The organism is Anaerotaenia torta, assembly GCF_050433395.1.
GTDB lineage: Bacteria > Bacillota > Clostridia > Lachnospirales > Lachnospiraceae > Mobilitalea > Mobilitalea torta.
The window spans coordinates 89184-114931 of the sequence record NZ_JBNPXH010000005.1 but is presented as its reverse complement, the minus strand read 5'-3'; the positions used below and the strand labels follow the sequence as shown (position 1 = coordinate 114931).

Here is a 25748-nt window from a genome sequence, read left to right as displayed (position 1 = left end):
TGACGGGAGTATGCTTCTTGTTCCCGTAAAAGAGTACCCTGGAAGGAAGAATGGAGGATACAAAATATGTATGACAAATTTACTGAAAATGCAAAAAGTGCAATAAATATGGCCCGTGAGGTTGCCTACCGGCTGTCCCATAACTATATCGGGACAGAGCATCTGCTCATCGGCCTCATGGAGGTGCCAAGCATCGCGTCAAGAGTGCTGGAGGAAAACGGCGTCTCCGTCGATAAGATTTTGGAGCTGGTAAACCAGCTGATCGCACCCAATAACGGTGTGGAAATGATGGATGGGGGCACTTTTACTCCCAGATCCAAGCGCATCCTGGATCAAAGCTATAAAGAAGCAGCAAAATTCAAGGCTTCCTTGGTGGGAACCGAGCATATTCTCATTGCGCTGATCAAGGAATCGGACTGCATCGCAGTACGTCTGCTGAACACCCTTGGGGTGAATGTACAGAAGGTATACATTGACATTCTTACCGCGTCAGGAGTGGATATCAGCATAGCTAAGAATGAATATTCGGCTGGGAAGGGTGCCAAGACCAAGGGCAGGGCAAGTGCGACGCCTACTCTGGACCAGTACAGCAGGGATCTGACAGAATATGCAAGAGAGGGCAAGCTGGACCCGGTCATCGGACGGGAGAATGAGATTCAGAGAGTGGTTCAGATTCTCAGCCGCCGGACGAAGAACAATCCCTGTCTCGTAGGAGAGCCGGGGGTGGGTAAGACAGCAATCGCGGAAGGACTTGCGTTAAAAATTGTAGAAGGCAATATCCCGGATACCATTAAGGAAAAGCGGGTGGTCACGCTGGATCTGTCCGGCATGGTGGCCGGCTCCAAGTACCGGGGTGAATTCGAGGAAAGAATCAAGAAGGTAATCAGTGAGGTGATCAATGACGGCAATGTACTGCTGTTCATTGATGAGATTCATACCATCATCGGGGCTGGAGGAGCGGAAGGAGCCATTGATGCCTCCAATATCCTGAAGCCTTCCCTGGCCAGGGGTGAGCTTCAGATCATCGGAGCAACCACCAGAGAAGAATATCGCAAATATATCGAAAAGGATGCCGCTCTGGAACGCAGATTCCAACCGGTAGTGGTGGAGGAGCCCTCGGAAGAGGAAGCGATTCAGATCCTATTCGGTCTGCGTGATAAATACGAAGCCCATCATCAGGTACGCATTACAGATGCGGCTCTGGAAGCGGCAGTAAAGCTTTCCAGCCGTTACATCAATGACAGGTATCTGCCGGATAAGGCAATTGACCTGATGGATGAGGCCGCTTCCAAGGTTCGCCTCAGCACCTATACCTCTTCCCCGGCATTGAAGGATCTGGAGCAGGAGATCAAGCGCCTGGAAAGCGAGAAAGAGAAAGCCATCAAGGAAGAAGCCTATGAGAAGGCCGGAGAGATTAAGAAGCAGCAGGAAAGCGTTTTAGAACAGCTGGAGAAGCAGAAGGTTCTGGACGATAAGCAGCGGCAGGAGAAGCAGCTGGTAGTGGGAGATAATGAGATTGCTGAAATTGTGGCAAGCTGGACGAAGATACCGGTGAAGAAGCTGGCGGAGGAGGAGACGGAGCGTCTTCAGAATCTGGAAAGCATTCTTCACAACAGGGTGGTAGGACAGGAAGAAGCAGTGACAGCAGTGGCAAAGGCCATCCGCCGCGGGCGGGTAGGCTTGAAGGATCCCAACCGCCCGACCGGATCATTCCTGTTCCTTGGGCCCACAGGTGTGGGTAAGACAGAGCTGTCCAAGGCTCTGGCGGAGGCGATGTTCGGCAGTGAGAATTCCATTATCCGTGTTGATATGTCCGAATATATGGAGAAGCACAGTATCAGCAAGCTCATCGGATCTCCTCCGGGATATGTGGGCTACGACGAAGGCGGACAGCTGAGCGAGAAGGTAAGACAGAATCCCTACTCCGTCATATTATTTGACGAGGTGGAGAAGGCTCATCCCGATGTATTCAATATCCTGCTTCAGGTATTGGATGACGGGCATATCACCGACTCCCAGGGCAGAAGGGTAAGCTTTAAGAATACCATTATTATTATGACCTCCAATGCAGGTGCCCAGAATATTGTAGAGCCGAAGCGTCTGGGCTTTGCCGCGGTAGTGGATGAGAAAGAGGACTACAAGCGGATGAAGGATGGGGTAATGGAAGAGGTGAAGAGAATCTTCAAGCCGGAATTCATCAACCGTATCGATGAAATCATTGTATTCCATTCTCTGACCAAGGAAAACATTAAGCAGATCGTGGGCATCATGATTGCTACCATTGCAAAGCGCAGCAAGGCTCAGATGAGCATCACCCTGGAAACCGGCGAAACGGCAATTGGGCATCTGGCCGAGGTTGGTTTTGATCCCAAGTATGGGGCCAGACCGCTGAGACGCGCGATTCAGACCAATATTGAAGATAAGCTGGCGGAAGGAATTCTGGCGGGATCCATCAAAGAAGGGGACACGGTTCATGTGGATTTCCTGGACAATGAAATAGTGTTGCAGGCGAAGTGAGTTTATTTAAAAATTTAATAATTCTGAGGTAGAATTCAGACGAAATATCATATATAATGGAGTAACAATTTATTAACAGGTTTTAATACAAGTTTTCAATACAATTAGGAGGGTCATGTAATGGCAGTTGTTGAAGAGTTAATACGCAAGGAAAGCGATGGGACAATCAGCTTTGGTAATTACACATTGAGTGTCAAATCAAAGGCTTCCGATTTCGAGCACCAGGGGGATATCTACAAGGTAAAAACTTTCTATGAGATAACCAAGCTCGAGAAGAATGGGATGTTTGTCTACGAATCCGTACCCGGTACTGCCGTATTTCACCTTGATGCAAAAGAAGACCAGATCAGCTTTGAAGTATCCGGTAAGGACACGGCCCAGATCACGCTGGAGCTGGAAGCAGAGAAGGAATATGAGATTTACAGGAATGATACCAATCTTGGCAAGATGAAGACGAATCTGGGCGGAAAGCTGGTATTAAGCCTGGAGTTGAACGAAGACGAGAAGGACTTCGTAAAGGTGGTTAAACTGTAGAATGGCTAAGACGAAAACCGTGTTTTTCTGTAAAGAGTGCGGCTTTGAATCGGCAAAATGGTCAGGGCAGTGTCCGGCCTGCAAGGGCTGGGATACCTTTGTGGACGAACCGGTGATCAAGAAGCCAGGAAGAGCAGCCGGCGGCATCCGGAACTATCAGGAGCCGGTACCGATCTCTCAAGTGAAAGCGGAGGAGCAGCTGAGGCTGTGCTCCGGAATCGAAGAGCTGGATCGGGTTCTGGGCGGAGGGATTGTCCGGGGCAGTTTGGTTTTAGTGGGTGGTGATCCGGGTATCGGAAAGTCCACCCTGCTGCTTCAGATGTGCCGCGAAGTTGCAATTCAGAATAAGAAGATTTTATATATCTCAGGGGAGGAATCCCTAAGCCAAATTAAAATGAGGGCAGAGAGGCTCGGCGTGTTTGGCGGCGAGCTTCTCCTTTTATGTGAGACGGACCTGGATATGATAGACGAGGTGATTCAGAAGCACACCCCGGACATTGTGGTCATTGATTCCATTCAGACTGTATTCAAAGAAGAGGTAGCCGCCGCACCGGGAAGCGTCAGCCAGGTAAGAGAAGCGACGGCTGCTTTGATGAGGATTGCGAAGGGTTCCGGAATTACTATTTTTATCATAGGACATGTGACAAAAGAGGGTGTGGTAGCCGGTCCCAGAGTACTGGAACATATGGTGGACACCGTACTGTATTTTGAAGGGGATAATTATGCTTCCTACCGGGTATTGAGAGCGGTCAAGAACCGCTTCGGCTCCACCAACGAGATAGGAGTCTTTGAGATGCGAGGCTCGGGGCTTGCAGAGGTGAAGAATCCTTCAGAATTCATGCTAAAAGGAAGACCGGAGGGAGAGGCCGGTTCGGTAGTGGCGGCCTCCATGGAGGGCACCAGGCCGATTCTGGTCGAGGTGCAGGCTCTGGTTTGCAGGACGAATTTTAACATGCCCAGAAGAACTGCCGCCGGTACGGATTATAACCGGGTCAATCTGTTGATGGCAGTGCTGGAAAAACGGGCAGGGGTACAATTATCCGATTGCGACGCTTATGTCAATGTGGCGGGAGGAATGAGAATCACGGAGCCGGCCCTGGATCTGGCGGTGGTAACGGCGCTCCTCTCCAGCTATAAGAATGCCGCGCTGGATAATAAAACCGTCGTATTCGGGGAGGTTGGCCTGACCGGTGAGATCAGAGCGGTGAACATGGCGGAGCAGCGGGCCGCGGAAGCTGCCAAGATGGGCTTTGAACGGTGCATCCTGCCCCAGGCAAACAAGGAACACATTAAGAATAACGGCATAAAATTGATTGGAGTCCGGAATATCAGTGAAGTAATGGGAATACTCAGCAACGTTTGAGATAGGGGATTTTACTCTACGAAGAATGTGGGGGTTACAAATGAAGGAGCTGGAAAGTGAAAGGTTGAAGTATCTGGCGAAGGCACAGGAGAGCCTGTTCTATATGACGGACAGGATGGATCAATGGGAGTCTTCCCAGTCGGAACTGGAGAAAAACGCCTATGAGACCATTAATCTCTCGGATAAGATACTGGGTCTGTGCGAGGCGGGGATTAAGCTGATCGGACAGCTGCAGGGATGTTATTCGACCGCTCTTTTGGAAGAAGAGATGATTTTGGAGGAAGCGGGAGAGAGGAAGCCGGCAGCAGAGATGATTCAGGAGCTTTTGAGTACTCTCAGTCAGATAGGTAAGCATTCCCAAGATATCAATGAAACTGTACACCTTCTGGAGGAAGAGGTAGCAGAGCAGGTGGAGCTGGTTGTGGATGTGCAGGGAATGGTATGCTGTACAATGGAACAGATCGACTCGGTTGTTGCTTGTGATGAGTTTATTCTGGCAGATTTATAATACATATGTAGGAACGAAATGCATGGCAGCTTATATGACTATGAGGAAACAGCGGGCCGCGGAATTGATGATATAATGGGGCCTGCCGCGGAGGATAATAATGACGCATCAGGAAATTATAGAATATTGTCTGAGCAAACCTGGCGCATATCTGGATTACCCCTTTGACCCGATGTATCCGGTTATTAAGGTGAAGGCTCCGTCCCAGGAAAAAGGCAGGATCTTTGCCCAGCCTTTTATGCTGCACGGTGAGCCAAAGGTTACACTGAACTGTTCGCCGGAAACCGCTGAATTTTATCGCAGTGTTTATCCCGGAGCTGTAGTGCGGGGCTGGCATTGTCCTCCCATCCAGCAGCCTTATTTTAATACGGTGAACCTCGATGGAACTGTGCCGGATGAGGAGCTTTTAGAAATGATGAATCATGCATATGAAGTCGTAGTCGCCAAGCTTCCCAAATACATTCAGAAAGAAATCCGTTAGCGGTAGTGAGGGTAATACAATATGGAATTCGGTATGCCGACATTAATCGAGCTGAAAAGCCTTGAAGCCTGTGCAAAGCTTTGCAAAGAGCTGGGCCTGCAGTTTATAGAGCTGAATATGAATTTGCCGGAGTATCAGGCAGATAGGATGGAAGCAGATATATTTATGGAAATCGCCCAACGGTATGGGATTTATTACACCATCCATCTGGATGAAAAACTGAGCCCCTGCGATTTCAATGAGAGGATAGCACAAGCCTATACAGATACGGTTATACATACGATAGAGGCGGCAAAACGGCTCCATGTTCCGGTCCTGAATATGCATTTATCAATGGGGGTATACTTCACGCTGCCGGAGGAGAGGGTTTATCTGTTTAATGAATATAGAGAAACCTACCTTGCAAAACTCACGGCTTTCAGAGACCAGTGTGAAAAGGCAATCGGAGAAGCGGATATCAGGATATGCGTTGAAAATTCGGACGGCTACCGTGAGGAATTTGCGAAAAGCAGTCTTGCTCTTTTACTGGAAAGCAAGGTGTTTGCACTGACCTTTGATATTGGACATAACGCGGCAATCGGCGGCGGTGACGAAGAAATTATTATGGAGAATAAAGACAGGCTCTGTCATATGCACGATGCGAAGGGTATGAGAAATCATCTGCCTCTTGGTACAGGAGAGTTGGATTTGCCGGGGTATGTTGAGCTTGCGGATAAACAGAATTGCCGTGTGGTGCTTGAGACGAAGAATGTGGCAGGATTAAAGGAATCTGCGGAGTGGATAAAAAGAAGAAAGCTGGGTATGTGATAGTAAAAGACGGTTGTGGATGAGATAGGAGAATTTTAAGAATTTTAAGGAAAACATTAAAATTATGTTGACAATTACAACAATTCATAGTACTATGATAAGGCAATAGAAATTAGGGGTATAGTTCAGCTGGTAGAATAACGGTCTCCAAAACCGCAGGTCGTGGGTTCAAATCCTACTGCCCCTGTAGATAGTGTCCTGAAGGACACATTAAAAAGCCCTAAAACCAATGGTTTCAGGGCCTTTTTCTATTCATAAAGCACTTCTGTAATGCTCCTAAATGCATCCTGTCCTATTTTTGTTACCGAAGCAGGAACCGTAATGGATTTTACATTTCCAAAGCCGGAGTCAAATACCATCGGTTCAATCTTGGTAACCCCGAAAGGAATGATAAAGGTTTCAAGCGCATAATAATTATTTTTTGCCAAAAGTTCTTGCTGTTCATTATCATTCAGATGGTAAAAGTCGTTTGACAGTGAGAAGATTCCTGAATCAATTGTCTTACAATTCTTGGACCATACGATATGTTTGACTTTTTCGCCAAATACTGCTAATTCGACCTTGGTGACAGAATCATTCAGAATAATCGCTTCAGCACTGCATTCACGGAATGCACCGAAGTTGATCTGTGTTACGTCATAGCTATAACTACCGTGTTTTACTGTAGATTTTATTTTTATTTCTTTCAATTTTACATCTGCGCCTGCCACAGCCACTGTGCCATTTTTTAATCCTGCTTTTTTGGTAACCCGATATAATATCCCATCCTCGATAAACCTGTCAAACTGGGTGCTTCCATTTTCCAGTATCTGAAAATCCGCATATAAATAGCTGTAATTAGAAGCGGAATAAGGCTCTTCCGAAATTCCATAGCTGTATAGAATTACTTTATTATATGCATTTACACAGTTTTTGGGGACATAGATCACTGCCTGGAAGGATAGCAGACCGCCGTCTCCATTCCAGCTTTTAATCCATTCAGGCGGTTTCGTGCCCAAAAACACAATGTTTTTCATGTTTTTCAATATACCGAGGTAACCGACTTCTCCCGTAATTGTCTTCGGGAAGGTAATCTTCGTAATTTTATTTTCTGCATATTTATCACTGATAATCGGAAGCTCCGGATGGTCCGGATCTGCGCATGCGCCGGTTACCTTATAGCTTGCATTACCAAAGGAAACCGTTTCCGGAATGCTCAGTTCTTTCGTCGTTTCCTTAGGTTTTACGGAATACAAAGAAACTGTCTTAAGCTTTGCATTGTTGATACGGTAAGTATAGATATCTTTCGTAATGAGCTTATTTGCCACCGTAACCTTGACTGCCTTAAGAAGGCCCGAGGTTCTTGTATAAGCTATCGCATATGCGGTGCCTGCCTGCTTCGGATTAATGGTGCCGTTACTTGACAACTCGAAAATATCCGGATCAGAGGAAAGCCAGAATACTGTTTCATTGGAGCCCTTCGTCAGTGTACCGGTCAGCCTATAGGTTTTATAGGTATCCAACTGCATGCTGTTCTTACTTACGGAAAGCTTTGCAGCCTTAACGACGTTTTTAGCTTCAATCACCTTGGCTTTACTTCCAAGCAATGCTTTGTAGGTGGAAACGGAAGCTTTATTTACTTTAACCGTGGCGCCGCTTTTGATGGCCGAAGAAATATTATTGATTGGTTTTTTATTCAGGAAGGTTACAAGATCAAAGCCTTTCAGTGAGCCTTCACCTAAGGTTTTAATTGTTGCCGGTAAAATAATGCTGTTTTCATTTTCCGAACTACCGTAAAATGCCCGGGCTGAAATGGTGGTCACTCCTTCGGGAATAGAAACGAACCGGAGATTACTGGCATGATTCTCATCGGTAGTCAAAAAAGAAGGTATGATCCTGCAATTTTTTGATAAATAAAGAAGCTCCACCTTATAGTCAAATACCCCCGATTCCATCTCTGTCACACTATCCGGAACTTTAACAGCGGTAGCTCCGCAGGCAATTAAACCAAACCTACATAGCTTTGTCAGCTTATAGGTATAGCCGTTATTGGTGACTTTTTCCGGAAGTGTAAGATAGGAGTAATCAAGCCTGCCCGTAACTCCGATAAGCTGTACTGCTCCGGTTTTTCCTTTTGCCGAAGAGATAACCTGATAAATCAAACCATCCATAGAAAAGCATCCATATTCTATATTCGACGTTTCGGCATCTGCAATTGTGGGCGTCAAATCAATCGTCTTCTCATAAAGGTCACTCCAGACACCATAGTTCATATATTCGTGAATTACCTTGGAATATGCTGTTTCCATGCCTTTCGGAACGATAAAGAAAAAATCAGAGCGGAAGGAAAGGTTAGTTAAGCTTACATTAATTTCTTCCGGTACCGATTTGCCCCGGAACTCTATGGTACTCAGATTCTTAAATTGCCCCTGATATATAGTCAGTGTTCCTGAAAAATTTTCTGCAAAGCTAAGTTTTGTGACACCTTGATAAAATGCATCATATGGCTTATGGGAATAGAGCCAGTCAATACTCATAGCCGAAATCCTGTATTCTGATCCGTTAATTATTACAGAGCCCGGAATGAATAACTCTTTTATAACCTTTGTGCTATCCAGACCAATCAGCGCCGCTTCTTTCTGCTCCTCATTCAGGACTTTATAGCAATAGATGCCATCCTTATATACGGTATTCTCCTCGGCTGCACCTGTCTTTGCCGACAGCAGTGCAGTAAAGCCTAAGATGATAAAAAACAAAATAACTTTCACGTTCTTAAATGAACCGGTTTTATTCTGCCTTTCCATAACATGTCATACTCCTTTCATGTAAGGTTAAAATATTTTGCTTAAATATTTGTATTAAAATGGTAGAAATATTAATTATGATAGAGATTTTAGGCTGCAGTCATGTCAAACAAATGTCAATTTCCCTTAAACAGGGAGCTGATTCTTATGTTTAGAGTAGCATAATTACAAAGGGTTCACCATAGTCATTTAACAAAGTGAATCACTCCTTTTTTAATTAATTTACATTGATGTTGATTTATAAAGGATAATTCGACTATAGTATTGTTAGAACCAGTGATGTTAGTATATAACTGTGGACATGAAAAGTTTAACACGTTACAATAGTTCCAAGAAAGGTGTCAAACATACGGCAATCAGTTAAGAAATTTGTGGTTCAAATCCTACTTCCCCTGTCAAATCAAAGGACAAACTTTTATATAATAGAAACCGTCTGTAATGGGCGGTTTTTATTATGCCCTAAACCGGGAAAACCCTTGAAACAAGGACTTTTCGGGCATTCGGCGCTTTTTTCGGCCTTTTCTCTTTCGAAGGCAGCCTCACAATCTCCACATACTACATTGACCTCTCGCGTGGCGCGGATAATGGTGCCACATATCGGACAGTGCAAACATCCTCGACAAGAAAGGGTCGTTCACGGACGAAATCAGCACGGATTGACTGGCTGCCTTTGAAAATATTATAAAATCTTTATTTTTTTCTGTTAGATTACATGTGAACCGGATTAACAACTCAAGTGAAAGGAAGAATAAAAATGAATGATTTAAATCTTGAAACAACGAATTTATCAAAGCGATTTGGTAAACAACTCGCAGTAAACGAGGTTTCGCTGCAAATCAAGCGAAATAGCGTGTATGGACTTCTCGGGCCGAATGGCGCAGGGAAAACAACGACGCTTAAAATGATTATCGGACTTCTGCGCCCTACAAGCGGCAGCATCATTTTTGACGGTGAGCCTTGGCAGCGCAAGCACCTTGCAAAAATCGGTTCCTTGATTGAAGCGCCTGCATTGTATGGTAATCTTACGGCAGTTGAAAATCTTATGGTTTATACAAAACTTATGGACATACCGAAAGAAAAAATCCAAGAGGTGCTTGAAGCCGTGGATTTGATGGATACTGGTAAAAAGCGGGCGTCGCAGTTTTCAATGGGTATGAAACAACGATTAGGGATCGCAATCGCACTATTGGGTAATCCCGAATTGCTGATTTTAGATGAACCCACCAATGGACTTGACCCTGTGGGGATTCAGGAATTGCGCGACTTGATTGCCTCTTTCCCTAAAAGAGGCATGACGGTCATTCTCTCAAGTCATATTTTAACGGAGGTTGCTCAAGTAGTAGATACCATTGGAATTATCAATGGCGGCAAGCTTCTTTTTCAAGGAAAGGTAGACCGGGGCGAAAACCTTGAAAAGCTGTTTATGAATGTGATAAAAGGCGGTGAGAAATGATGAACGGTCTGCAATCCGAACTGATTAAATACAAAAGGACATTCACAAGAAAGCTGATTATCCTCGCCCCATTGTTTTTTGTGTTGCAAGCCGTGCCGCAGAGATTGTTTATGCCTGCCGAGGACATCGGAAGAAATAATGAAATTAATCATAAATTTTGCAAATAGTGATGAACGGGTTCGCATTGTGGGAATGGAAGGCTCACGGACCAATGTAAATATTCTAAAGGATGAATTTCAGGATTTTGATATTACATACTTTGTAAATGATATTAGTGAGTTTACTAAAAGTGATGAATGGCTTTCATATTTTGGGAACATCATTATGATGCAGAAACCGGAAGATATGGAGCTATTTCCTGCTGAAATTGAGGGCTATAGTTATCTCATGCTATTTGATGACTATAATAAAATAGATTTAACATTATTGGAAAAACGTCACATCTCGTAAAGGATAATACTTGCACCTTGATCTCAGCTCAGACTAAGGCGAAGGCTGCTGTGAATTCTGCTATGGTACAGGCTTATTGGGAAATTGGGGAGCAGATATACCTTGCTTGTGGAGAAAATGACAGTGCTGAGTATGGCAAAGGATTAATAAAACATCTGGCAGATGAATTGACGAAAGAGTTTGGAAAAGGGTTTATTGAGCAAAATCTGCGTAATATTTGTCAATTCCAAAACGGAACACACTGTGTGTCAAATTGAGTTGGTCTCATTATCGGTTGTGAATGCGATGAATGACAAGATTTATATCCTTTTGGGAGGAGCAGCATGATAACCTCAAAAAATCTAAGAAGTATTTTGTTTCCACTCATCCTGATAATGGTATATTTGGTATTCCTATATGCTTTTATAGACTATAAGTGGAAAAATGGCTTCTTGATTCGCTTACAGGATGTATCTTCAGTCAATATTGGTACAAAGCTTTTATGTGATTTTTTTAGTGGGTTATTGCCTGTTCTTATCGTGCTTTTGGTTATTGCTATCCAAAAAACGCCATTAAAGAAGGTAGGAATCACCCTGCATTCCCCTATATTGATTGGCGCTTTATTTGCAATATATCTTGTGATGTTTTTCATAAACGGTGATTTTACAATCAAAGGCTTCTATGCAGCCTTTTTCTATTTAGTGATTGTTGCGTTTTCAGAAGAATTTTTATTCAGAGGTTATCTTTTCACGAGGATAGATAAAGAATTTGGATTCTGGAAAGCAGTAGTTATAAGCGGGGTGTTATTTGGAGCTGCTCACGCGTTCATGCCAGCTATAGTCAACAACTATGATACGAAAACCTTTATTATAACCATTGCAAGCAATTTACTTGGACAAGGTATCATAGGAAGCGCGATGTTTGCTGCATTATATAAAAAAACGGGACACTATTTGTGCCGATTCTAATTCACGCTATACTGGATTATGCAAGTGTTCTTTTTCGGGTTGCATAAGTTCTGCAAAGTTTATCGATTGTATCATCTGTTCTTTCTCTTTCCCCTGCCGGCAGCTCCCGGCTGATAATACTGATACCCCAGGTATGACACATTGATATCGGCAGCTCCAATAATATCTATAAGAATCGTTTTGTATGATTGGATTTTAATTACATAATTGCTTGACTTTATGATGCATCTGTAATATCTTTAAGTAACCCCAAAAGAAAATATCTGGTTGCTTAACATAAATAGATAGAATATACTAGAGCCAATGATAATATATGCATAAAAGAAGCTAGAAGGGATAAAGATGAATAATAACGACATATTAATCAGATTAAGATACGCTCTGGATATTAAAGATACGGACATGCTGGCAATATTCAAGCTGGGCGGCACGGTATTAACAAGGGAAGAATTACAGCGAATGCTGCTGAACCCCAAAAAGGGCGGTAACATAGATTCCGAAGAAGATGAATTCATCGCGAATGATGATATGAAGAAATGTAATAACCACATGCTGGAGTCCTTTTTAAATGGCTTTATCCTTCTCAAGCGGGGAAAGCAGGAATCAGAACCGGACAAGCCGGAAAAACAGCTATTTATGATCACCGATAATAAGGATGTAAATAACATCCTGCTGAAGAAATTAAAAATCGCTCTTTCTCTTACAAGCGAGGATATGCTTGACATTCTGAAAACAGCCGGGATCAACCTGTCCAACAGTGAGCTAAGCTCCGTACTGCGGAGAAAAGGTCAGCGCAATTATAAAGAATGCGGTGACAAGTATGTAAGGAATTTCTTAAAAGGCTTAGCGATGAAGTACCGAAACCAATAGCATAGGAAGCAAGGAGTTAATGATGCAATTTAAAGAATTAGATATAATACCTAATATCCGAAAGGCCTTAGAAAGGGAAAATTATGAAGTTCCCACACCCATACAGGAAGAGGCGATCCCTGTGATATTAGGCGGAAGAGACTTACTTGGCTGCGCACAGACCGGGACAGGAAAAACAGCGGCCTTTGCCATACCGACCCTGCAGCTGCTCAGTGAGGAAAGAATATCACGCGGCGCAGGCCGGAAAATAAGGGCCCTCATTATAACACCCACCAGAGAGCTGGCATTGCAGATATATGAAAGCTTCTGCACTTACGGCAAATACACGGATTTAAAATACTGTGTAATCTACGGCGGAATATCCCAGAAACAGCAGGAGGAGAAGGTACAGGAAGGAGTGGACATTCTTGTAGCGACACCGGGCAGATTAAATGACTTTATTAATCAAAAACTGGTTGATTTAAAAGATATCAGAATCTGTATATTAGATGAAGCGGACCGCATGCTGGACATGGGATTTATTCATGATGTGAAACAGATCTTATCGAAAACACCGGCGAACAAGCAAACCTTACTGTTTTCAGCCACCATGCCGCCGGACATTGCCGCATTGTCGGATAAATTATTGAATAACCCGGTGAAAATACAAATAACCCCGGTATCCTCAACGGTGGATATGATAGAACAGTACCTGTACTTTGTTGATAAAATCAATAAGAAGAACCTGCTGCTGCACGTTCTCGAGGATAAATCCATCGTATCGGCTCTGGTATTTACCCGTACGAAGCATGGAGCAGACCGTATCGTCCGGCAATTGGCAAAGGAAAAGGTAACAGCGCAGGCAATCCATGGGGATAAATCCCAGGGAGCGCGGCAAACTGCTTTGAATAATTTTAAAAATAAAAAATTACGTATATTAGTAGCAACGGATATTGCTGCAAGAGGAATTGACATTGATGAATTATCCCATGTTATCAATTATGATCTTCCCAATGTTCCCGAAACCTATGTTCATCGCATAGGGCGGACAGGCCGGGCCGGTCTCGGAGGGGTAGCAATCTCCTTCTGCGATTTTGATGAAAAGGAACAGCTGGCGGATATAGAAAATCTAATTGGGAAACAATTAAAGGTAATGGATGATCATCCCTATCCATTGATGAACAATTTTCCTGCGGTCAAGACCACGCAGCCGCGAAGAAATGCATCAGGAGCAGCAGCGGCACAGCCATCTGAGAAAACTGCCGCGGTAAAATCAACCGCACCACATAAGAAAGCTTCAGCGCAAAAAATATCCCAGCAAACAGGAGTGAAATCATCAACTGCCGCTGAAAAGAAAAAATACTACATGGCAGCAGACGGCACCATGAAAGAAAAAAGAGGCTTTTTAAAATTCCCCAACAGGAATAAAAATGAGACGAACTCTTCAAAAAAGAAAAGTTATAAAGGTTAATGGGATAATATAAGATAGTTTAAGAACAAAAGGGCAGGAGAGCGAAGAGCTTCTTGCCCTTTTAAAAATTCAGATAAAATAAGACAGATAAGATTCGAAATAAAATCAATAAAACTTTTTTAAATCACCCATCGTCTATTTAATAGAAAGAAAATAAGATACGTATCAGTACTATAAACAGGGAGACATCGGCACACATGAAAATGGATCGTTTAGACGAACAAATAGCGGTACATGCAGATAAATACAAAAACAATTATTACAGATTGGCCTACAGCTATGTCCGAAATAAAGAGGATGCTTTAGACATTGTACAGGAATCTATCTATAAGGCAATTTCATCAAAGACTTCTTTAAAAGATCCTGACCATATTAAAACATGGTTTTACAGAATTGTCGTGAACACCTCACTGGATGTTCTGCGAAAAAACAAAAAGTGGAAGATTGTCGACCAGGAAACCTTTGAAAGCATGGATGCCGGAAAAACTGATCAGTACCAGGATTTTGATTTGAGAAAAGCGTTGGAAGAACTGCCGCCCAAATACCGCACCGTAATTATTTTGCGATATTTTGAAGATTTAAAGATAGATGAGATTGCGGAGACGCTCAATGAGAATCCGAACACCATAAAAACGCGTTTATATACAGCTCTTAAGAAATTACGTATCAAGTTAGATGACCAAGAGGAGGTTTAATATGGAGCATAAGCATCTGCAGCACCTTAAGAAGGAATACATGGAGACACCAATTCCGGAAGAATTAGAATTTTTAGTGCAGAAATCATTAAGAGAACGCAGCATCAGGAGGACATCAAAAATGAATAAAAAGAATTTGTTTAGAAAAATCAGCACGGCAGCTGCCGTAACGGCAGCCTCTGTAGTCGCCTTTACCATCAGCCTTAACACAATCCCTTCCTTTGCCATGACACTATCCCAAGTACCCGTCCTGGGAAGTGTGGTCAGGGTGCTGACGATAAAAGAATACAGGGTGGAGGAAGACGGTTACAATGCGGACATTAAAGTGCCCTCCATCCAGGGGCTGGAAAATCAGGCATTGGAAAACAGCCTGAATGAAAAATATTTGGCTGAAAATAAAGACTTATATGATGAGTTCATGGCTGAGATAGACGATATGAAGGAAAGCGGCATAGATGGGCACCTGGGCGTTGAAAGCGGCTATATTGTCAAAACAGATACGGATCAGCTTCTGTCTGTGGCCAGATACGTTGTCAATACCGTTGCCTCCTCGTCAACTGTTATGAAGTATGATACCATTGATAAAGCGAATGAAATCCTCATCACCCTGCCCAGCCTCTTTAAGGACAGCAGTTATATTGATGTGATCAGTGAGAATATTAAGGAGCAGATGCTGGAGCAGTATAAAGCCGATGAAAACAAGATCTATTGGATAGAAGGAATTGAGCCGGCTGGCAATATGGAACATTTTGATAAGATTTCTGAGAATCAGAGCTTCTATATTACTTCGGAGGGCAAATTGGTAATTGCCTTTGATAAATATGAGGCAGCACCGGGATATATGGGTGTTCTGGAGTTTGAAATCCCGACGGACATTCTTTCCGGTCTGTTAGTAGGGAACGAATATATCAAATAAGCAGGATCGGAGCCGCCGATCCGGACAAAAAGCAGATTACTGACCCATAGCAGCCGTCCTGTCTCTCCTATTGAGAGCCGGACGGCTGTTTTAACGCCGTCATGAATCTGGAGCTCTTTCGCTTTGCCTATATTTTATTGCTTTCCTTTTCCAAGTCTTTCGCTGATTTTCGAATGCCTCAGGAGAGAGTATTTTGCTTTATGCCTTCCAGAAGTATCGTAAAATGCTCCAGAATCTGCTCTTTAAAATTGAAATCGGGATAGCGGATGCACCATTCATAGACGAGACCCCGCATTGCCAGGACCAGGTGGCGGGAAAGGGTTTCTGCCGGAAGAAATCCTTGAAATTCACCCCGGTCGATTCCCCTCTGAAGTATGGAAGCGAGCAATTGATACAGAGTCCGGTTATAGCCTGCGGTCTCCTGCACATGTGCCCCGGTAAGCTGCACTCGGTAGAGGGTCCGGAAGATTTCACAACCGAAGGTGTGCTCGATGACATCGCAGATTTTGCTGATGGCCAAAATCAAGACCTCCTGGGTTGGTGTGTCGGGAGACAGGGTTTTTACATAGTTCTCATAATCCAGATCCACTCTGCTCACATAATCGGAAATCAGCGATGAAATCAGCATATCCTTTGATTCGAAGTGTACATAGAAGGTTCCTCTGGCCACGCCCACTTCCTGCACGATATCGTCTACGCTGACACTGTCGATACCGTGTTCGGTAAAAAGCTTCTGCGCAGCTTCATATATCCTTTTCTTAGTTGCGTCACCCTGTTCTTTCCGGCGGGTAGATTTTTCCTTTTTCATCAACTTTACCTCTTTCCTTTTCTTGAAAAAAATAGAAGGATATGATATAATGACACTGTTCACTGAACTATGTCATTAAAATGTATCTGTCATGATAATGTACCATGCATCAATTATAATATGCCGAGGGCATTATAGCAAGGAGAGAGGTGTATATGAAATCTATGAAAAGAGTTTTATCAGTCATACTTACAGTGGTTATGCTGTCCACAATGCCGCCTGTCACGGCATTGGCGGCAGACGCATCCGATGCGGCAGAAGAATTGCTGCGGATTTCGGACGAATTTGAATCGGCCAATCCCAACGGTTCCTTCAGTCTGGCCTCAATCGCAATTGAAGCTAATGAAAACAGCGGCCGGACCGTTACTGAGGTGATACGCCAGGGCGGTACGGCGGGGCGTGTTGAGGTTACCTTGAAGGCAATCGATATTTCGGCCAAAATCGGCCAGGACTATAGCCTGAGTATTCCCGAATCATTATACATACGGGAGATCTCCGGCCAGGAGGGGTTGACGCTGCTGGATGAAACCTCCAGTGTAAGCGGTGCAGCCTGGAGCTACGGCATCTCTCCTTCCACCGTGCAGGATGCGGGCAGCCAGTCTGCATCCGGAACACCTGCAACATCCGAATCCCTTGCCACAGCCTCCTCTGGGGCAGTCTCTGAAACAGCAGTAACCGGCACCGCGATCACCGGTTTGCGGGCCGCCCGGCAGCAGGCCACGGGCGTTGAATCAGACAGGAGCAAGTTCGCCTATACCGACCGGGAGAAATCCGAGCTGGTCAATACGGCACGGCAGGCCGCGATGGATTATTACGCACAGCTGCCCGGAACGGAATTCACCCTTTCCTTTGGCGACGGCGAACGTACCAGGAGCATTTACATAGATATTTTGAACGATACCATCCCCGAAGCCGACGAACAGATCATTCTGGTCATCACCAATGTCACGGGAGGCGGAGTCATCGGCTCACAAAAGGACAGCACCATCAATATTCTCGACGACGAACCCTATGAGAAGCCCGTAATCAGCTTTTCGTCATATAACTGCACTGCCGGAAGTGAAGCTGCAACGATCACGCTGACCCGCACCTCCGGTCTCAACTACTATGCCGGAGGACAGATTTCCACCCTTGACGGCAGTGCGGCCTCCGGCATCGATTACACCCCGCTGAACCAGAGCTTCCTTTTCCTGCCAGGGCAGGAGCAGCTGGAGGTCTCGGTCCCCGTCAGGAATAATGAAAGTGATCTTGTAAAGACCTTCTTCGTGTGTGTCGAGCCCAACGAATCCTGCCAGTTATCCGGAGATAACTCCGTACAGGTGCTGATCCCGAAAGCGGTACAGCCCTTACAGGAAGAAATTGCAGCCCTGAGGGCATCCGCATCCTCCCTCCCTGCCGCACCCTCCCTTCTGGCGGATGATCCGGGCATAACCCTGGGCAAGTCCCAGATCAAATATGGCAAGGAGGCTGCCAACTACACGAATGTCGGCAGTAATAAGGGCAAGTTCTTTGTCAACTCCGGCGGCTGGTACGAGGTCAACATCCAGCACGACAGCATCTACGCCGGCGTGGATCTGAACAGAACCCTGTACAAAAGCATGCTGAACTCAATCACCACCGATATCACTCTGTATAAACTCAAAAAGGAGAATAACTTCGATGTATGGATCGATGCGTACTTCATAAGTGAAATCAAAGAAGAAAAAAAAGTTCCCTTCTATAATAAAACAATATTAGCTCCAACCTTCTATGTCTCCAGAAATCTGCTATACGGACGAAACGGATATGATGACAAAAAAACAAACCTGCCGGTGATGGCCCGTAATTCCGCAGATCCTGGCATGATTATGACCATGGCCAATATCGGCGCCGATCCCTTCCGCCTTTCTCTTAATATCCGCAACGGCGACAGAGATTACGCAGCGATGCGGCTTTACGGTATCACCCTGAATTTCCGCCATTTTAATTTTCAAATATACCCATACAGTGACTCAATCTATACCTTTGATTTCAGCAAGGATGAGTGCGAAAAGGAAACCGGGCCTGTGGGTGAGATTGAAATTACCGACGATCAGGGCCGGAAGGTCAAGGACTTCTATACCTCGGAGGATCACTTCCTATTCAATGTGACGACCAAAAACGTAAAACCCGGCTTTTACCTGAAGGAGCTCCGTTTTTGGAATAACACCGATTTCAAAAATGCAAACTATAAAACCTACCCCATGAGTAAAAACGGGGGTCAGCTTGTCATCGACAACGATTTTCTGATCGAATACAACGGTTACAGTATGGGCGAAACTCTCCTGGTCCAGCCGGTGTTCGTCCGAGATGAGGCGTCGCTGACAGTCCGCCTGGAGGATACCGATACCGGCAAAGGCCAGGTACTTGGCGTCGCCTTTGACGACGGATCGGCAAGCAAAACCTTCACAAAAAACAATACGGATGAGATCACGCTTCATGTTGGCGATAAGGTTATCCTGACCGGCGTGGGCAATGGCAGCCAGGCAGTCACCGGCTATTATGTCACCCTTGGCAATGGCAGCGATGCAGGCGGCAGGACTGTGACGGAGGCCACCGACGCACACGACGCGGGAATTGTTACCCTTACTCTGTCCGAAGCGGTCACCGTCACACCCATCTTCGGGGAGCGGGCTTTCTCTGTCAAGCCGGACCCTGACGCAAGCCCCGGGCTTCGCGGCAATCTGGCCATCAACTATAACCTCCATAAGGAGAGGCCCGACTATATTACCTTTGAAGAGGAGGGACGCCTGACCGGGATTGAATCCGGCAAGCCCATCGAGATTATTGTGATTCCTCCGAAGGGTTACACGACGCAATGGGCCAACCGGACCGGTGATACCAACGGCAACGGCGTATTGGATGACCGTGAAGTGCGTGATGCCAACGGCAAGCTGTACCGGATGTATGATTACAATCAGGACGACCTTATGGATGCGGAATACAATCTCCCCCTCTTCGGCGATTTCTTAAGCTACAAGGTGAATCAGCCCCAGCCCCTGTTTTACTACAATTTTGTCCCGCTTTCGGGGCAGCTTACCTTCAGCGGAAAGGTAACCGGTTATGTACTTACAAGGAAGTACGACATCCGCAACGGCTTTACCATGGACAAAAACGGATATAAGCTGATGCCGGTTGCCGGGGCAACCGTTAAAATGGGCGGAAGCTATGATCCTACCAATCCGGATGCCCAGATCGGCTATGAAGCCTCAACAGAAGATACCGGCAAATTCTCCTTCGACGTATCGGGTGTCATCAAGAATGCCTTTTATATCCTCGGCATAAGCCAGGGCGGTTCCTCCTTCTTTGTGGATAAAATCAATCCCTCCGCCTCCGGCCTTCCATACGTCCTGCCCACCTTTACCAGCATGAAGCCGGTAAGAATCAATGCCTATCCCCAAAGCGAAAAGGACGGCACGGTGGCAGGCAGTGTTATTATGGTCAAAAAGGGGAAGAAAGTGACCTTTGAACTGCTGACAGCTTCTCTTGAGAACAACCTTCGGGTGGCGGGAGCCGACTTCCGGGTATATAGTCTCAATGGCACGCTGAAATCCAGCCAGGTTGTGGCGGCGGACTTAAACCGTATCAAGTATACCGTCGGCGATCTCCAGGAAACCTTTTCACAAAATGACCGGCTCGTAGTACAGCTCATCGACCAGACCGGGGGAAGAAGCATTGAATATGACACCGGCTTCGAGCTGCGCCCTCCGCTTCCCGCTTCCTCCGTGCTTCCGTCCTTTGCGGCGGATGCGCAGAAGTCCGTTCCCATCTTTGGAACTGTCATGGGCGCTCTCGATCTGGGTCTCGCCCACTTTGAGGATGTCTCCATGGATAAGGACGACATCACCATCACCATGGGCTATGAGCATGCCTTTGACGAGTATAACAAAATTCTCAAGGAAACCGGAAAGGATAAAAAGAAGGACGACGATAAGATAAGGATTACAGTTGAAGATATTGAAAATCAAAAGAATGGAATCGATAAAATCAACAATAAGGACTCCGCAAAGAAAAAAGACACCAATGTCAAAACGAAATCCACCCTCAGCAATAACCTTTCGGTGAACGTCAGTCTTGAGATGAAAATCAAGTATGACGCCACCCGTCCGGCAGGCTCAGGCTCACCCTACTATTTCAACCGGCTGCTGCTGATGGTTACGCTGACCGACAGTCTCAAGACCAATATTTCCGTCTCCCTTCCTATCGGGCTCACCGTCACGACCACCCTGGAAGTAGGAGGTTCGGTTACAGGATATATCGCCATCACACCCATCACGCCCATCGGAGCGACAGAGCCCCTCCGGGTTTATGCAGATGAGTTCGGCAACTATCCTTATTATGATTCCGATCTGTTTAAAAGCTACAATTATAAATTCAACGTGAACGGCGGGCTCATTATGAAGCCCTACATCAGCCTGACTATCTCAGGGGACTACAGCATCGGAGAGGTTGCCGTCAACGGAAAAGCAGAGTTCACACTGATTTTCGCTACCGACAGAGACAATTCCGGAACGCTGAAGCTTTCCGGCAAAATTACAGTCAAGGTGCTGGGTATCCCTGTATATGAGAAGTCCCTTGGCCAGGGAACCATCAACCTCTTCGGCAGCTCGGACAGAAGGATGATGCTTACGGCAGAGGATGAGGATTCCGAGCAACTCACCTTTGCGCCGGCTTCCAGAACCTATCTGGATAAGCGGAGCGGATGGCTCGGCTCGGAACCTCTGTTGGAGGATGCCGGACCACTGCTGTCATCCAATACACTGCAAAGCGGAATCTACCCTGACCCTGATATTCAGCTGATGCGGATTGATGCAGACAGCATCCTCATGGTATTTACCGATGACGATCCGGGCCGCTCGGACTACAATAGCGCCGCTCTGTCCTACTCCGTCTCCCATGACAACGGGTATACCTGGTCCGAACCGGTCATTCTTTCCGAGGACGGCACGCTGGACTCCAATCCAAGACTGGCTGATCTGGGAGATAAAATCCTCTGCCTGTACTCCTCGTTGAATCAGGAGATCGACAGCAGCAATCCTATCACCATGGAAGAAATGCTGGAAGCCAACGAGCTGGATATGCGGTTTTTCGACAAGGCTTCAGGAGCATTTGAGGGAGAGGCAATCAGGATCACCAAATACACCGATATTCCCGACCCAAAAAACCCGGGAAAATTCATTGCGGGCGACTATACCTCCGATGAACACGGCAATGCTGTATATGACCCTGTTACCAAAAAGCTGCTGCTCGTCTATACCAAGTCCGACTACACCTCGGATACTGGCAGGACCTTCAGCGCCAACGATCTGTTTGACACGCAGAAATCCTACTCCACCGTGGCTTACCTGATCTACGACACAACTGCCGGCAGATTCCTGACTTATGAAGAGACCGGCTATCCTGATGGTGTGGATACCGGTAATGCCGAGGAAAAAGCAAGGTGGGAAGCCCTCTGGTACGGACAGAAATTCCTGGATACCGAAATAATTGATCCCAGCCTACCCGGAGGAAGAATCACCGATCCGCTGGTTTATGACCTGACCACCGCGTTCAAGGACGGAACGGCTTACCTTGCATACACGGTGGATATGGACAATGACCTCTCCACCCTGGAGGATCGGGACATTTATCTGACAACCTACCGCTTTGCGGATAACAGTTTTACGAAACCCATCAAGGCATCCGATCTCTATCCCGGCGAGCCGCTCCGTGCCGACGGCAGGCCGCAGCTGGTACCCTATGAAAATTCGGTATACCTCTTTTATGCGGCGGACAGTGAGATTCACTATGTCAAGGCCGATGTACTGCTGGACCCGGGACTGCTGCTTGACACTTCGGGCCTGGGTGAGGCCGGCACCGGGGCTACGGACCTGATTACCAAGGAAGCCCTGCCCATGCATCCGCATATCGCTCTGGAATCGGAGGAGCAGCACAGCCCCGCCGAGGATTATAGGGTTCTGGCCGGGGATGACGGCAAGCTCTATCTGCTCTGGACGGAATCAGCGCTCCGGTATGCCGACGGGGTCCTGCCCGGCTCACAGGAGGCGCTGGACCCAGGTAATAGATATCATGAGGATCAGATTTTCGCCTCTATTTATTATGAAGATTATGATGCAAACTTTACCGATGAACACGAAAGCGCGGATACACGGACTGATTACGAAAACCTCAGCAATCCGGATATCGAATACGGGCGCTGGAGCAAAAAGATACAGCTCAGCTTCGGTCCGGGCAGCTACAAGGATGCCGGCGCGGATGTGATGGCGGACGGACGTATTCTTCTGGCTGCTTCAAAAAGCGACCTGGTGTATTCCGAAGAAGATCAGATGCTTCTCAGTGCACCTGACTCGGCGCGTCTTGTCACCATGACCCTGGTGCCCGGCGTCCGGGTCACAGCGGATACGGATGCGCTCACCTTCAGCCCTGCCGCTCCAAAGCCGGGAGAGACGGTGAATATTACCGCCGCCTTTTCCAATCAGGGGCTGCTGCCGCTGATCCGGCCCACCGTTGAATTCTACTGGGTCCGGGATGGCAGCAGACAGCGGATCGGTTCCTCGCAGCCCGGACGCGCACTGTATGCCGGAGAAACAGGTACTGCGAGCATCACGTGGACCGTACCGGACGAACTTCGTAATTTAGAGATCCATGCAGTTCTGACGGGGGAAAGCGACGGCAGAGCTTCCGGCGAAACATACGGCGAATTCCAGGCCGCCTTCCCTTACGCAGCCAGTCTGGAATATAACCTGGTCAGGCTGGACCATATCGCACGCAGCTCCTATCAAGTTCTTGCCGAGGTAGTCAATACAGGCAACCAGCCGGTTTTGGGTGCGGAACTGGTAATCAATCTGGTGGATTCCATGGATCATATCATCCGTGAGGTCAAGCGCGTACCTCTGGAAGAGAAAGCCGGCTCCGACGGTCTGCTTGTTTTCAGGGAGGCTTTTGAATTAGCCAATACCGATCTGGAGCCACTAGACGGGGTCATGGGCGGCAGCGCCTCCATTGAGGTTCGCATTGAGAAAAACGGTGCCCCTCTCGCTCGCTATACCGGAACGGTGGTAAAGGATATCACGGCGTTGTTTGGTGAGAAAATCAATGCTGCCGAGGGGGTTAAGCTTCCCTTTGCCGCCTTTGGCCTGACAGCAGGAAGCCAGCGGTCCGTTGCCGCATCCGTTCTTCCCGCCGGGATCGCCGGGGAATTTTGTATGGTCTACCGTTCCTCTGATCCGTCGGTGGCTTCGGTGGACGAGAGAGGCATTGTCACCGCAAGGAAACCGGGCAGCGCTGCTATATCGGCCTATGCGGTACCGGATATCAGCCTTCATATACTGACTGTTGACGGGTACAGCCAGAGCGCAGATATATTGGATTATCTCTCGCCTGAGGACTGCGTGGGCAGCACGGTGCAGGTCACAGTTTATCGGAATTCCGGCACAGGGGACGGGGGGCAGGACAGCAATTCCTCCCAGATAACTCCGACTCCGCAGGTAACTCCGGCTGCGGGCCCAACCGCGCCGGTTACCGGTACGGTTAAAAAGAAAGCTGCGGTTGACGGCAGGGGCAATGCAAGCGTCAGCATCACGGAGCAGGATATTTTAGATGCCATTGAAAACGCCGGGGCGGAAGCTGGGGGTGAGGGCGCTGATGCCGTCAGGCTTTCCATTCTCGTTTCCACCGGCGGGGAAGATGCCTCCTCCATTAAGGTGAATTTGTCAAAGGAAGCCTTGCAGAGGATCATCCGCAATAAAATCTCTGTTATTGAATTTGTGACGGACCAGCCGGGCATTGTATTTTCCCTGGATCTTGCGGCTATCACTCAGATCAATCGGCAGGCCGGTGGAGAGATACAGCTTACCGCGGCAAGAAAGAACGCTCCGAAGCTGGGCAAGAAGGCGAAGAAGATCATCGGCAGCCGGCCGGTCTATGACTTTGGGATCAGTTACCAAAAAGGAAAGAAGCAGGTGACGGATTTTGGAGAAGGCAGGGTCCGTATCCGCCTCCCCTACACGCCGGACGGGAAGGAAGCGCAGGGTTATCTGTATGCGGTTTATCTGGATGCCGGGGGCAATGCCGTCCGTCTCGAGAATTCCGCCTATGATTCTAACAGCAGGAGCATTATTTTCACCACCGGCCATTTCTCTTTCTATGGCGTGGGTTATACCTCTTCCCCTGCACTCTTTACCGATACCGGCGGGCATTGGGCGATGGCTTCCATTGACTATGCGGCGGGCCGGGGGCTGTTGTCCGGCATATCGAAAAGTAAGTTTGCTCCTGACAAGGTCATGACAAGAGAAGTGCTGGCAGCAGCTCTCGGCAAACTGGCGGGAGTGGATGAGAAAGCATATCTGCAAAACAGCTTTGCCGATGTAAAAAAGGACAGCGAATTCCGCCCGTATATTGAGTGGGCATATCAGAATAATATCATGCAGGGGGTCGGCAATGACCGGTTTAAGCCGGACGGAGCGCTGACCCGCGAGGAAATCGCGGCGATTATTCTGAACTATGCCAAAGCAACCGGCTTTTGGCTGCCCGCGGTACGCGAGGCAACGGACTATGCAGACAGCCGCAGTATCGGCAAGGCATACAAAACAGCGGTAACAGCCATGCAGCAGGCCGGCATCATGATGAGCGGCAAAGGAAATAAGTTTAACCCGGGAGCTTATGCTACCCGCGGGGAAGTCAGCGCGCTGCTTCATCGTTACATTAAGCTCACCATCGATCCTGCCACAGCCCAGGGCTGGGCGTCCAACGATGCCGGGCAATATCTGTACTACAAAGACGGCAGGGCGCTGACCGGCTGGCAGGACATCGACAGCAAGCGGTATTACTTCACTGGGGCCGGCATCATGGCTGCGGGGAAGTGGCTGAAGCTTGAAACGAAATGGTACTATTTTTATGCCGACGGTTCGCTTGCAAAAAACACGACGGTGGACGGATATAAAGTCGATAAGAACGGTGTGAGGAAAGGGAAGTAAACTTAATAAAATAATGTATACATGTATAAAAAACTTATAAAGTAAATAAATTTTCAAAAAAAGATTGCATTTTTCTGTATCATCGATTATAATCAGTCTCAGAACAAAGGCGTTCTTGAAAGGTAAAGCTTTCAGGAACGCCTTTTTGTATAGATACAACCCCAGGTAAATTT

Annotated in this window: 16 protein-coding genes, 1 tRNA gene and 1 pseudogene; 16 read left to right on the top strand and 2 right to left on the bottom strand. The window is 46.8% G+C overall.

The features are described from left to right. Positions 1-66 precede the first annotated feature (66 nt). The 7 genes from HNQ56_RS09975 (at position 67) to HNQ56_RS09945 (ending at position 6397) form a co-directional block, all read left to right on the top strand. Positions 67-2517 (top strand): ATP-dependent Clp protease ATP-binding subunit, encoded by a 2451-nt coding sequence (locus HNQ56_RS09975; protein WP_429145173.1) that lies wholly within the window; start codon positions 67-69, stop codon positions 2515-2517. Between the two features lie 120 nt (positions 2518-2637). Continuing rightward, complete coding sequence (locus HNQ56_RS09970; protein WP_429145170.1) at positions 2638-3051, top strand: endosialidase; 414 nt, start codon at positions 2638-2640, stop codon at positions 3049-3051. Position 3052: 1 nt separating this feature from the next. Continuing rightward, positions 3053-4414 carry a DNA repair protein RadA gene (radA, locus tag HNQ56_RS09965; RefSeq protein WP_429145167.1) on the top strand — a complete coding sequence of 454 codons (1362 nt, stop codon included), beginning with the start codon at positions 3053-3055 and terminating at the stop codon, positions 4412-4414. A gap of 40 nt (positions 4415-4454) precedes the next feature. Further along, positions 4455-4922, top strand: a complete 468-nt coding sequence (locus HNQ56_RS09960) for a hypothetical protein (protein ID WP_429145165.1) — start codon at positions 4455-4457, stop codon at positions 4920-4922. Positions 4923-5022: 100 nt separating this feature from the next. Next, a complete protein-coding gene (locus tag HNQ56_RS09955) occupies positions 5023-5403 on the top strand; it encodes an MmcQ/YjbR family DNA-binding protein (RefSeq protein ID WP_429145162.1) in 381 nt (126 codons plus the stop codon). Between the two features lie 21 nt (positions 5404-5424). Continuing rightward, positions 5425-6210, top strand: a complete 786-nt coding sequence (locus tag HNQ56_RS09950; protein ID WP_429145159.1) for a sugar phosphate isomerase/epimerase family protein — start codon at positions 5425-5427, stop codon at positions 6208-6210. A 114-nt stretch (positions 6211-6324) separates the two neighbouring features. Next, positions 6325-6397, top strand: a tRNA-Trp gene (locus HNQ56_RS09945). 61 nt (positions 6398-6458) lie between these two features. Here HNQ56_RS09945 and HNQ56_RS09940 read toward each other — a convergent pair. Next, positions 6459-8957, bottom strand: coding sequence for a leucine-rich repeat protein (locus HNQ56_RS09940; RefSeq protein ID WP_429145156.1), 2499 nt, complete (start codon positions 8955-8957; stop codon positions 6459-6461). A 790-nt stretch (positions 8958-9747) separates the two neighbouring features. Between HNQ56_RS09940 and HNQ56_RS09935 the strand changes: the two genes are divergently transcribed. The 8 genes and pseudogenes from HNQ56_RS09935 (at position 9748) to rsiV (ending at position 15774) form a co-directional block, all read left to right on the top strand. Beyond that, positions 9748-10446 carry a lantibiotic protection ABC transporter ATP-binding protein gene (locus HNQ56_RS09935; RefSeq protein WP_429145153.1) on the top strand — a complete coding sequence of 233 codons (699 nt, stop codon included), beginning with the start codon at positions 9748-9750 and terminating at the stop codon, positions 10444-10446. Between the two features lie 138 nt (positions 10447-10584). Then, positions 10585-10875, top strand: a pseudogene (locus HNQ56_RS09930) (aminoglycoside 6-adenylyltransferase); the annotation flags it as partial. Between the two features lie 83 nt (positions 10876-10958). Further along, positions 10959-11153 (top strand): DUF1016 N-terminal domain-containing protein, encoded by a 195-nt coding sequence (locus HNQ56_RS09925; protein ID WP_429145150.1) that lies wholly within the window; start codon positions 10959-10961, stop codon positions 11151-11153. A 66-nt stretch (positions 11154-11219) separates the two neighbouring features. Next, complete coding sequence (locus HNQ56_RS09920) at positions 11220-11843, top strand: CPBP family intramembrane glutamic endopeptidase (RefSeq protein ID WP_429145147.1); 624 nt, start codon at positions 11220-11222, stop codon at positions 11841-11843. Positions 11844-12185: 342 nt separating this feature from the next. Then, positions 12186-12713 (top strand): YehS family protein, encoded by a 528-nt coding sequence (locus HNQ56_RS09915; protein ID WP_429145145.1) that lies wholly within the window; start codon positions 12186-12188, stop codon positions 12711-12713. A 19-nt stretch (positions 12714-12732) separates the two neighbouring features. After that, positions 12733-14163, top strand: a complete 1431-nt coding sequence (locus tag HNQ56_RS09910; RefSeq protein ID WP_429145142.1) for a DEAD/DEAH box helicase — start codon at positions 12733-12735, stop codon at positions 14161-14163. Positions 14164-14360: 197 nt separating this feature from the next. Then, on the top strand, positions 14361-14858 hold the full coding sequence (gene sigV, locus HNQ56_RS09905) for an RNA polymerase sigma factor SigV (RefSeq protein ID WP_429145139.1): 498 nt from the start codon (positions 14361-14363) through the stop codon (positions 14856-14858). 1 nt (position 14859) lies between these two features. Continuing rightward, a complete protein-coding gene (rsiV, locus tag HNQ56_RS09900; protein ID WP_429145136.1) occupies positions 14860-15774 on the top strand; it encodes an anti-sigma-V factor RsiV in 915 nt (304 codons plus the stop codon). 178 nt (positions 15775-15952) lie between these two features. Here rsiV and HNQ56_RS09895 read toward each other — a convergent pair whose 3' ends face one another. Continuing rightward, positions 15953-16582, bottom strand: a complete 630-nt coding sequence (locus tag HNQ56_RS09895; RefSeq protein ID WP_429145133.1) for a TetR/AcrR family transcriptional regulator — start codon at positions 16580-16582, stop codon at positions 15953-15955. A gap of 155 nt (positions 16583-16737) precedes the next feature. Between HNQ56_RS09895 and HNQ56_RS09890 the strand changes: the two genes are divergently transcribed. Beyond that, entirely contained in the window at positions 16738-25575 is an 8838-nt protein-coding gene (locus tag HNQ56_RS09890; protein WP_429145131.1) for an S-layer homology domain-containing protein, read from the top strand. The last annotated feature ends 173 nt before the right edge of the window (positions 25576-25748 follow it).

Coding starts and splice junctions, on each gene's coding strand:
- HNQ56_RS09975 (WP_429145173.1), top strand. CDS start 67: ATGTATGACAAATTTACTGAAAATGCAAAAAGTGCAATAAATATGGCC.
- HNQ56_RS09970 (WP_429145170.1), top strand. CDS start 2,638: ATGGCAGTTGTTGAAGAGTTAATACGCAAGGAAAGCGATGGGACAATC.
- radA (WP_429145167.1), top strand. CDS start 3,053: ATGGCTAAGACGAAAACCGTGTTTTTCTGTAAAGAGTGCGGCTTTGAA.
- HNQ56_RS09960 (WP_429145165.1), top strand. CDS start 4,455: ATGAAGGAGCTGGAAAGTGAAAGGTTGAAGTATCTGGCGAAGGCACAG.
- HNQ56_RS09955 (WP_429145162.1), top strand. CDS start 5,023: ATGACGCATCAGGAAATTATAGAATATTGTCTGAGCAAACCTGGCGCA.
- HNQ56_RS09950 (WP_429145159.1), top strand. CDS start 5,425: ATGGAATTCGGTATGCCGACATTAATCGAGCTGAAAAGCCTTGAAGCC.
- HNQ56_RS09935 (WP_429145153.1), top strand. CDS start 9,748: ATGAATGATTTAAATCTTGAAACAACGAATTTATCAAAGCGATTTGGT.
- HNQ56_RS09925 (WP_429145150.1), top strand. CDS start 10,959: ATGGTACAGGCTTATTGGGAAATTGGGGAGCAGATATACCTTGCTTGT.
- HNQ56_RS09920 (WP_429145147.1), top strand. CDS start 11,220: ATGATAACCTCAAAAAATCTAAGAAGTATTTTGTTTCCACTCATCCTG.
- HNQ56_RS09915 (WP_429145145.1), top strand. CDS start 12,186: ATGAATAATAACGACATATTAATCAGATTAAGATACGCTCTGGATATT.
- HNQ56_RS09910 (WP_429145142.1), top strand. CDS start 12,733: ATGATGCAATTTAAAGAATTAGATATAATACCTAATATCCGAAAGGCC.
- sigV (WP_429145139.1), top strand. CDS start 14,361: ATGAAAATGGATCGTTTAGACGAACAAATAGCGGTACATGCAGATAAA.
- rsiV (WP_429145136.1), top strand. CDS start 14,860: ATGGAGCATAAGCATCTGCAGCACCTTAAGAAGGAATACATGGAGACA.
- HNQ56_RS09895 (WP_429145133.1), bottom strand. CDS start 16,582: ATGAAAAAGGAAAAATCTACCCGCCGGAAAGAACAGGGTGACGCAACT.
- HNQ56_RS09890 (WP_429145131.1), top strand. CDS start 16,738: ATGAAATCTATGAAAAGAGTTTTATCAGTCATACTTACAGTGGTTATG.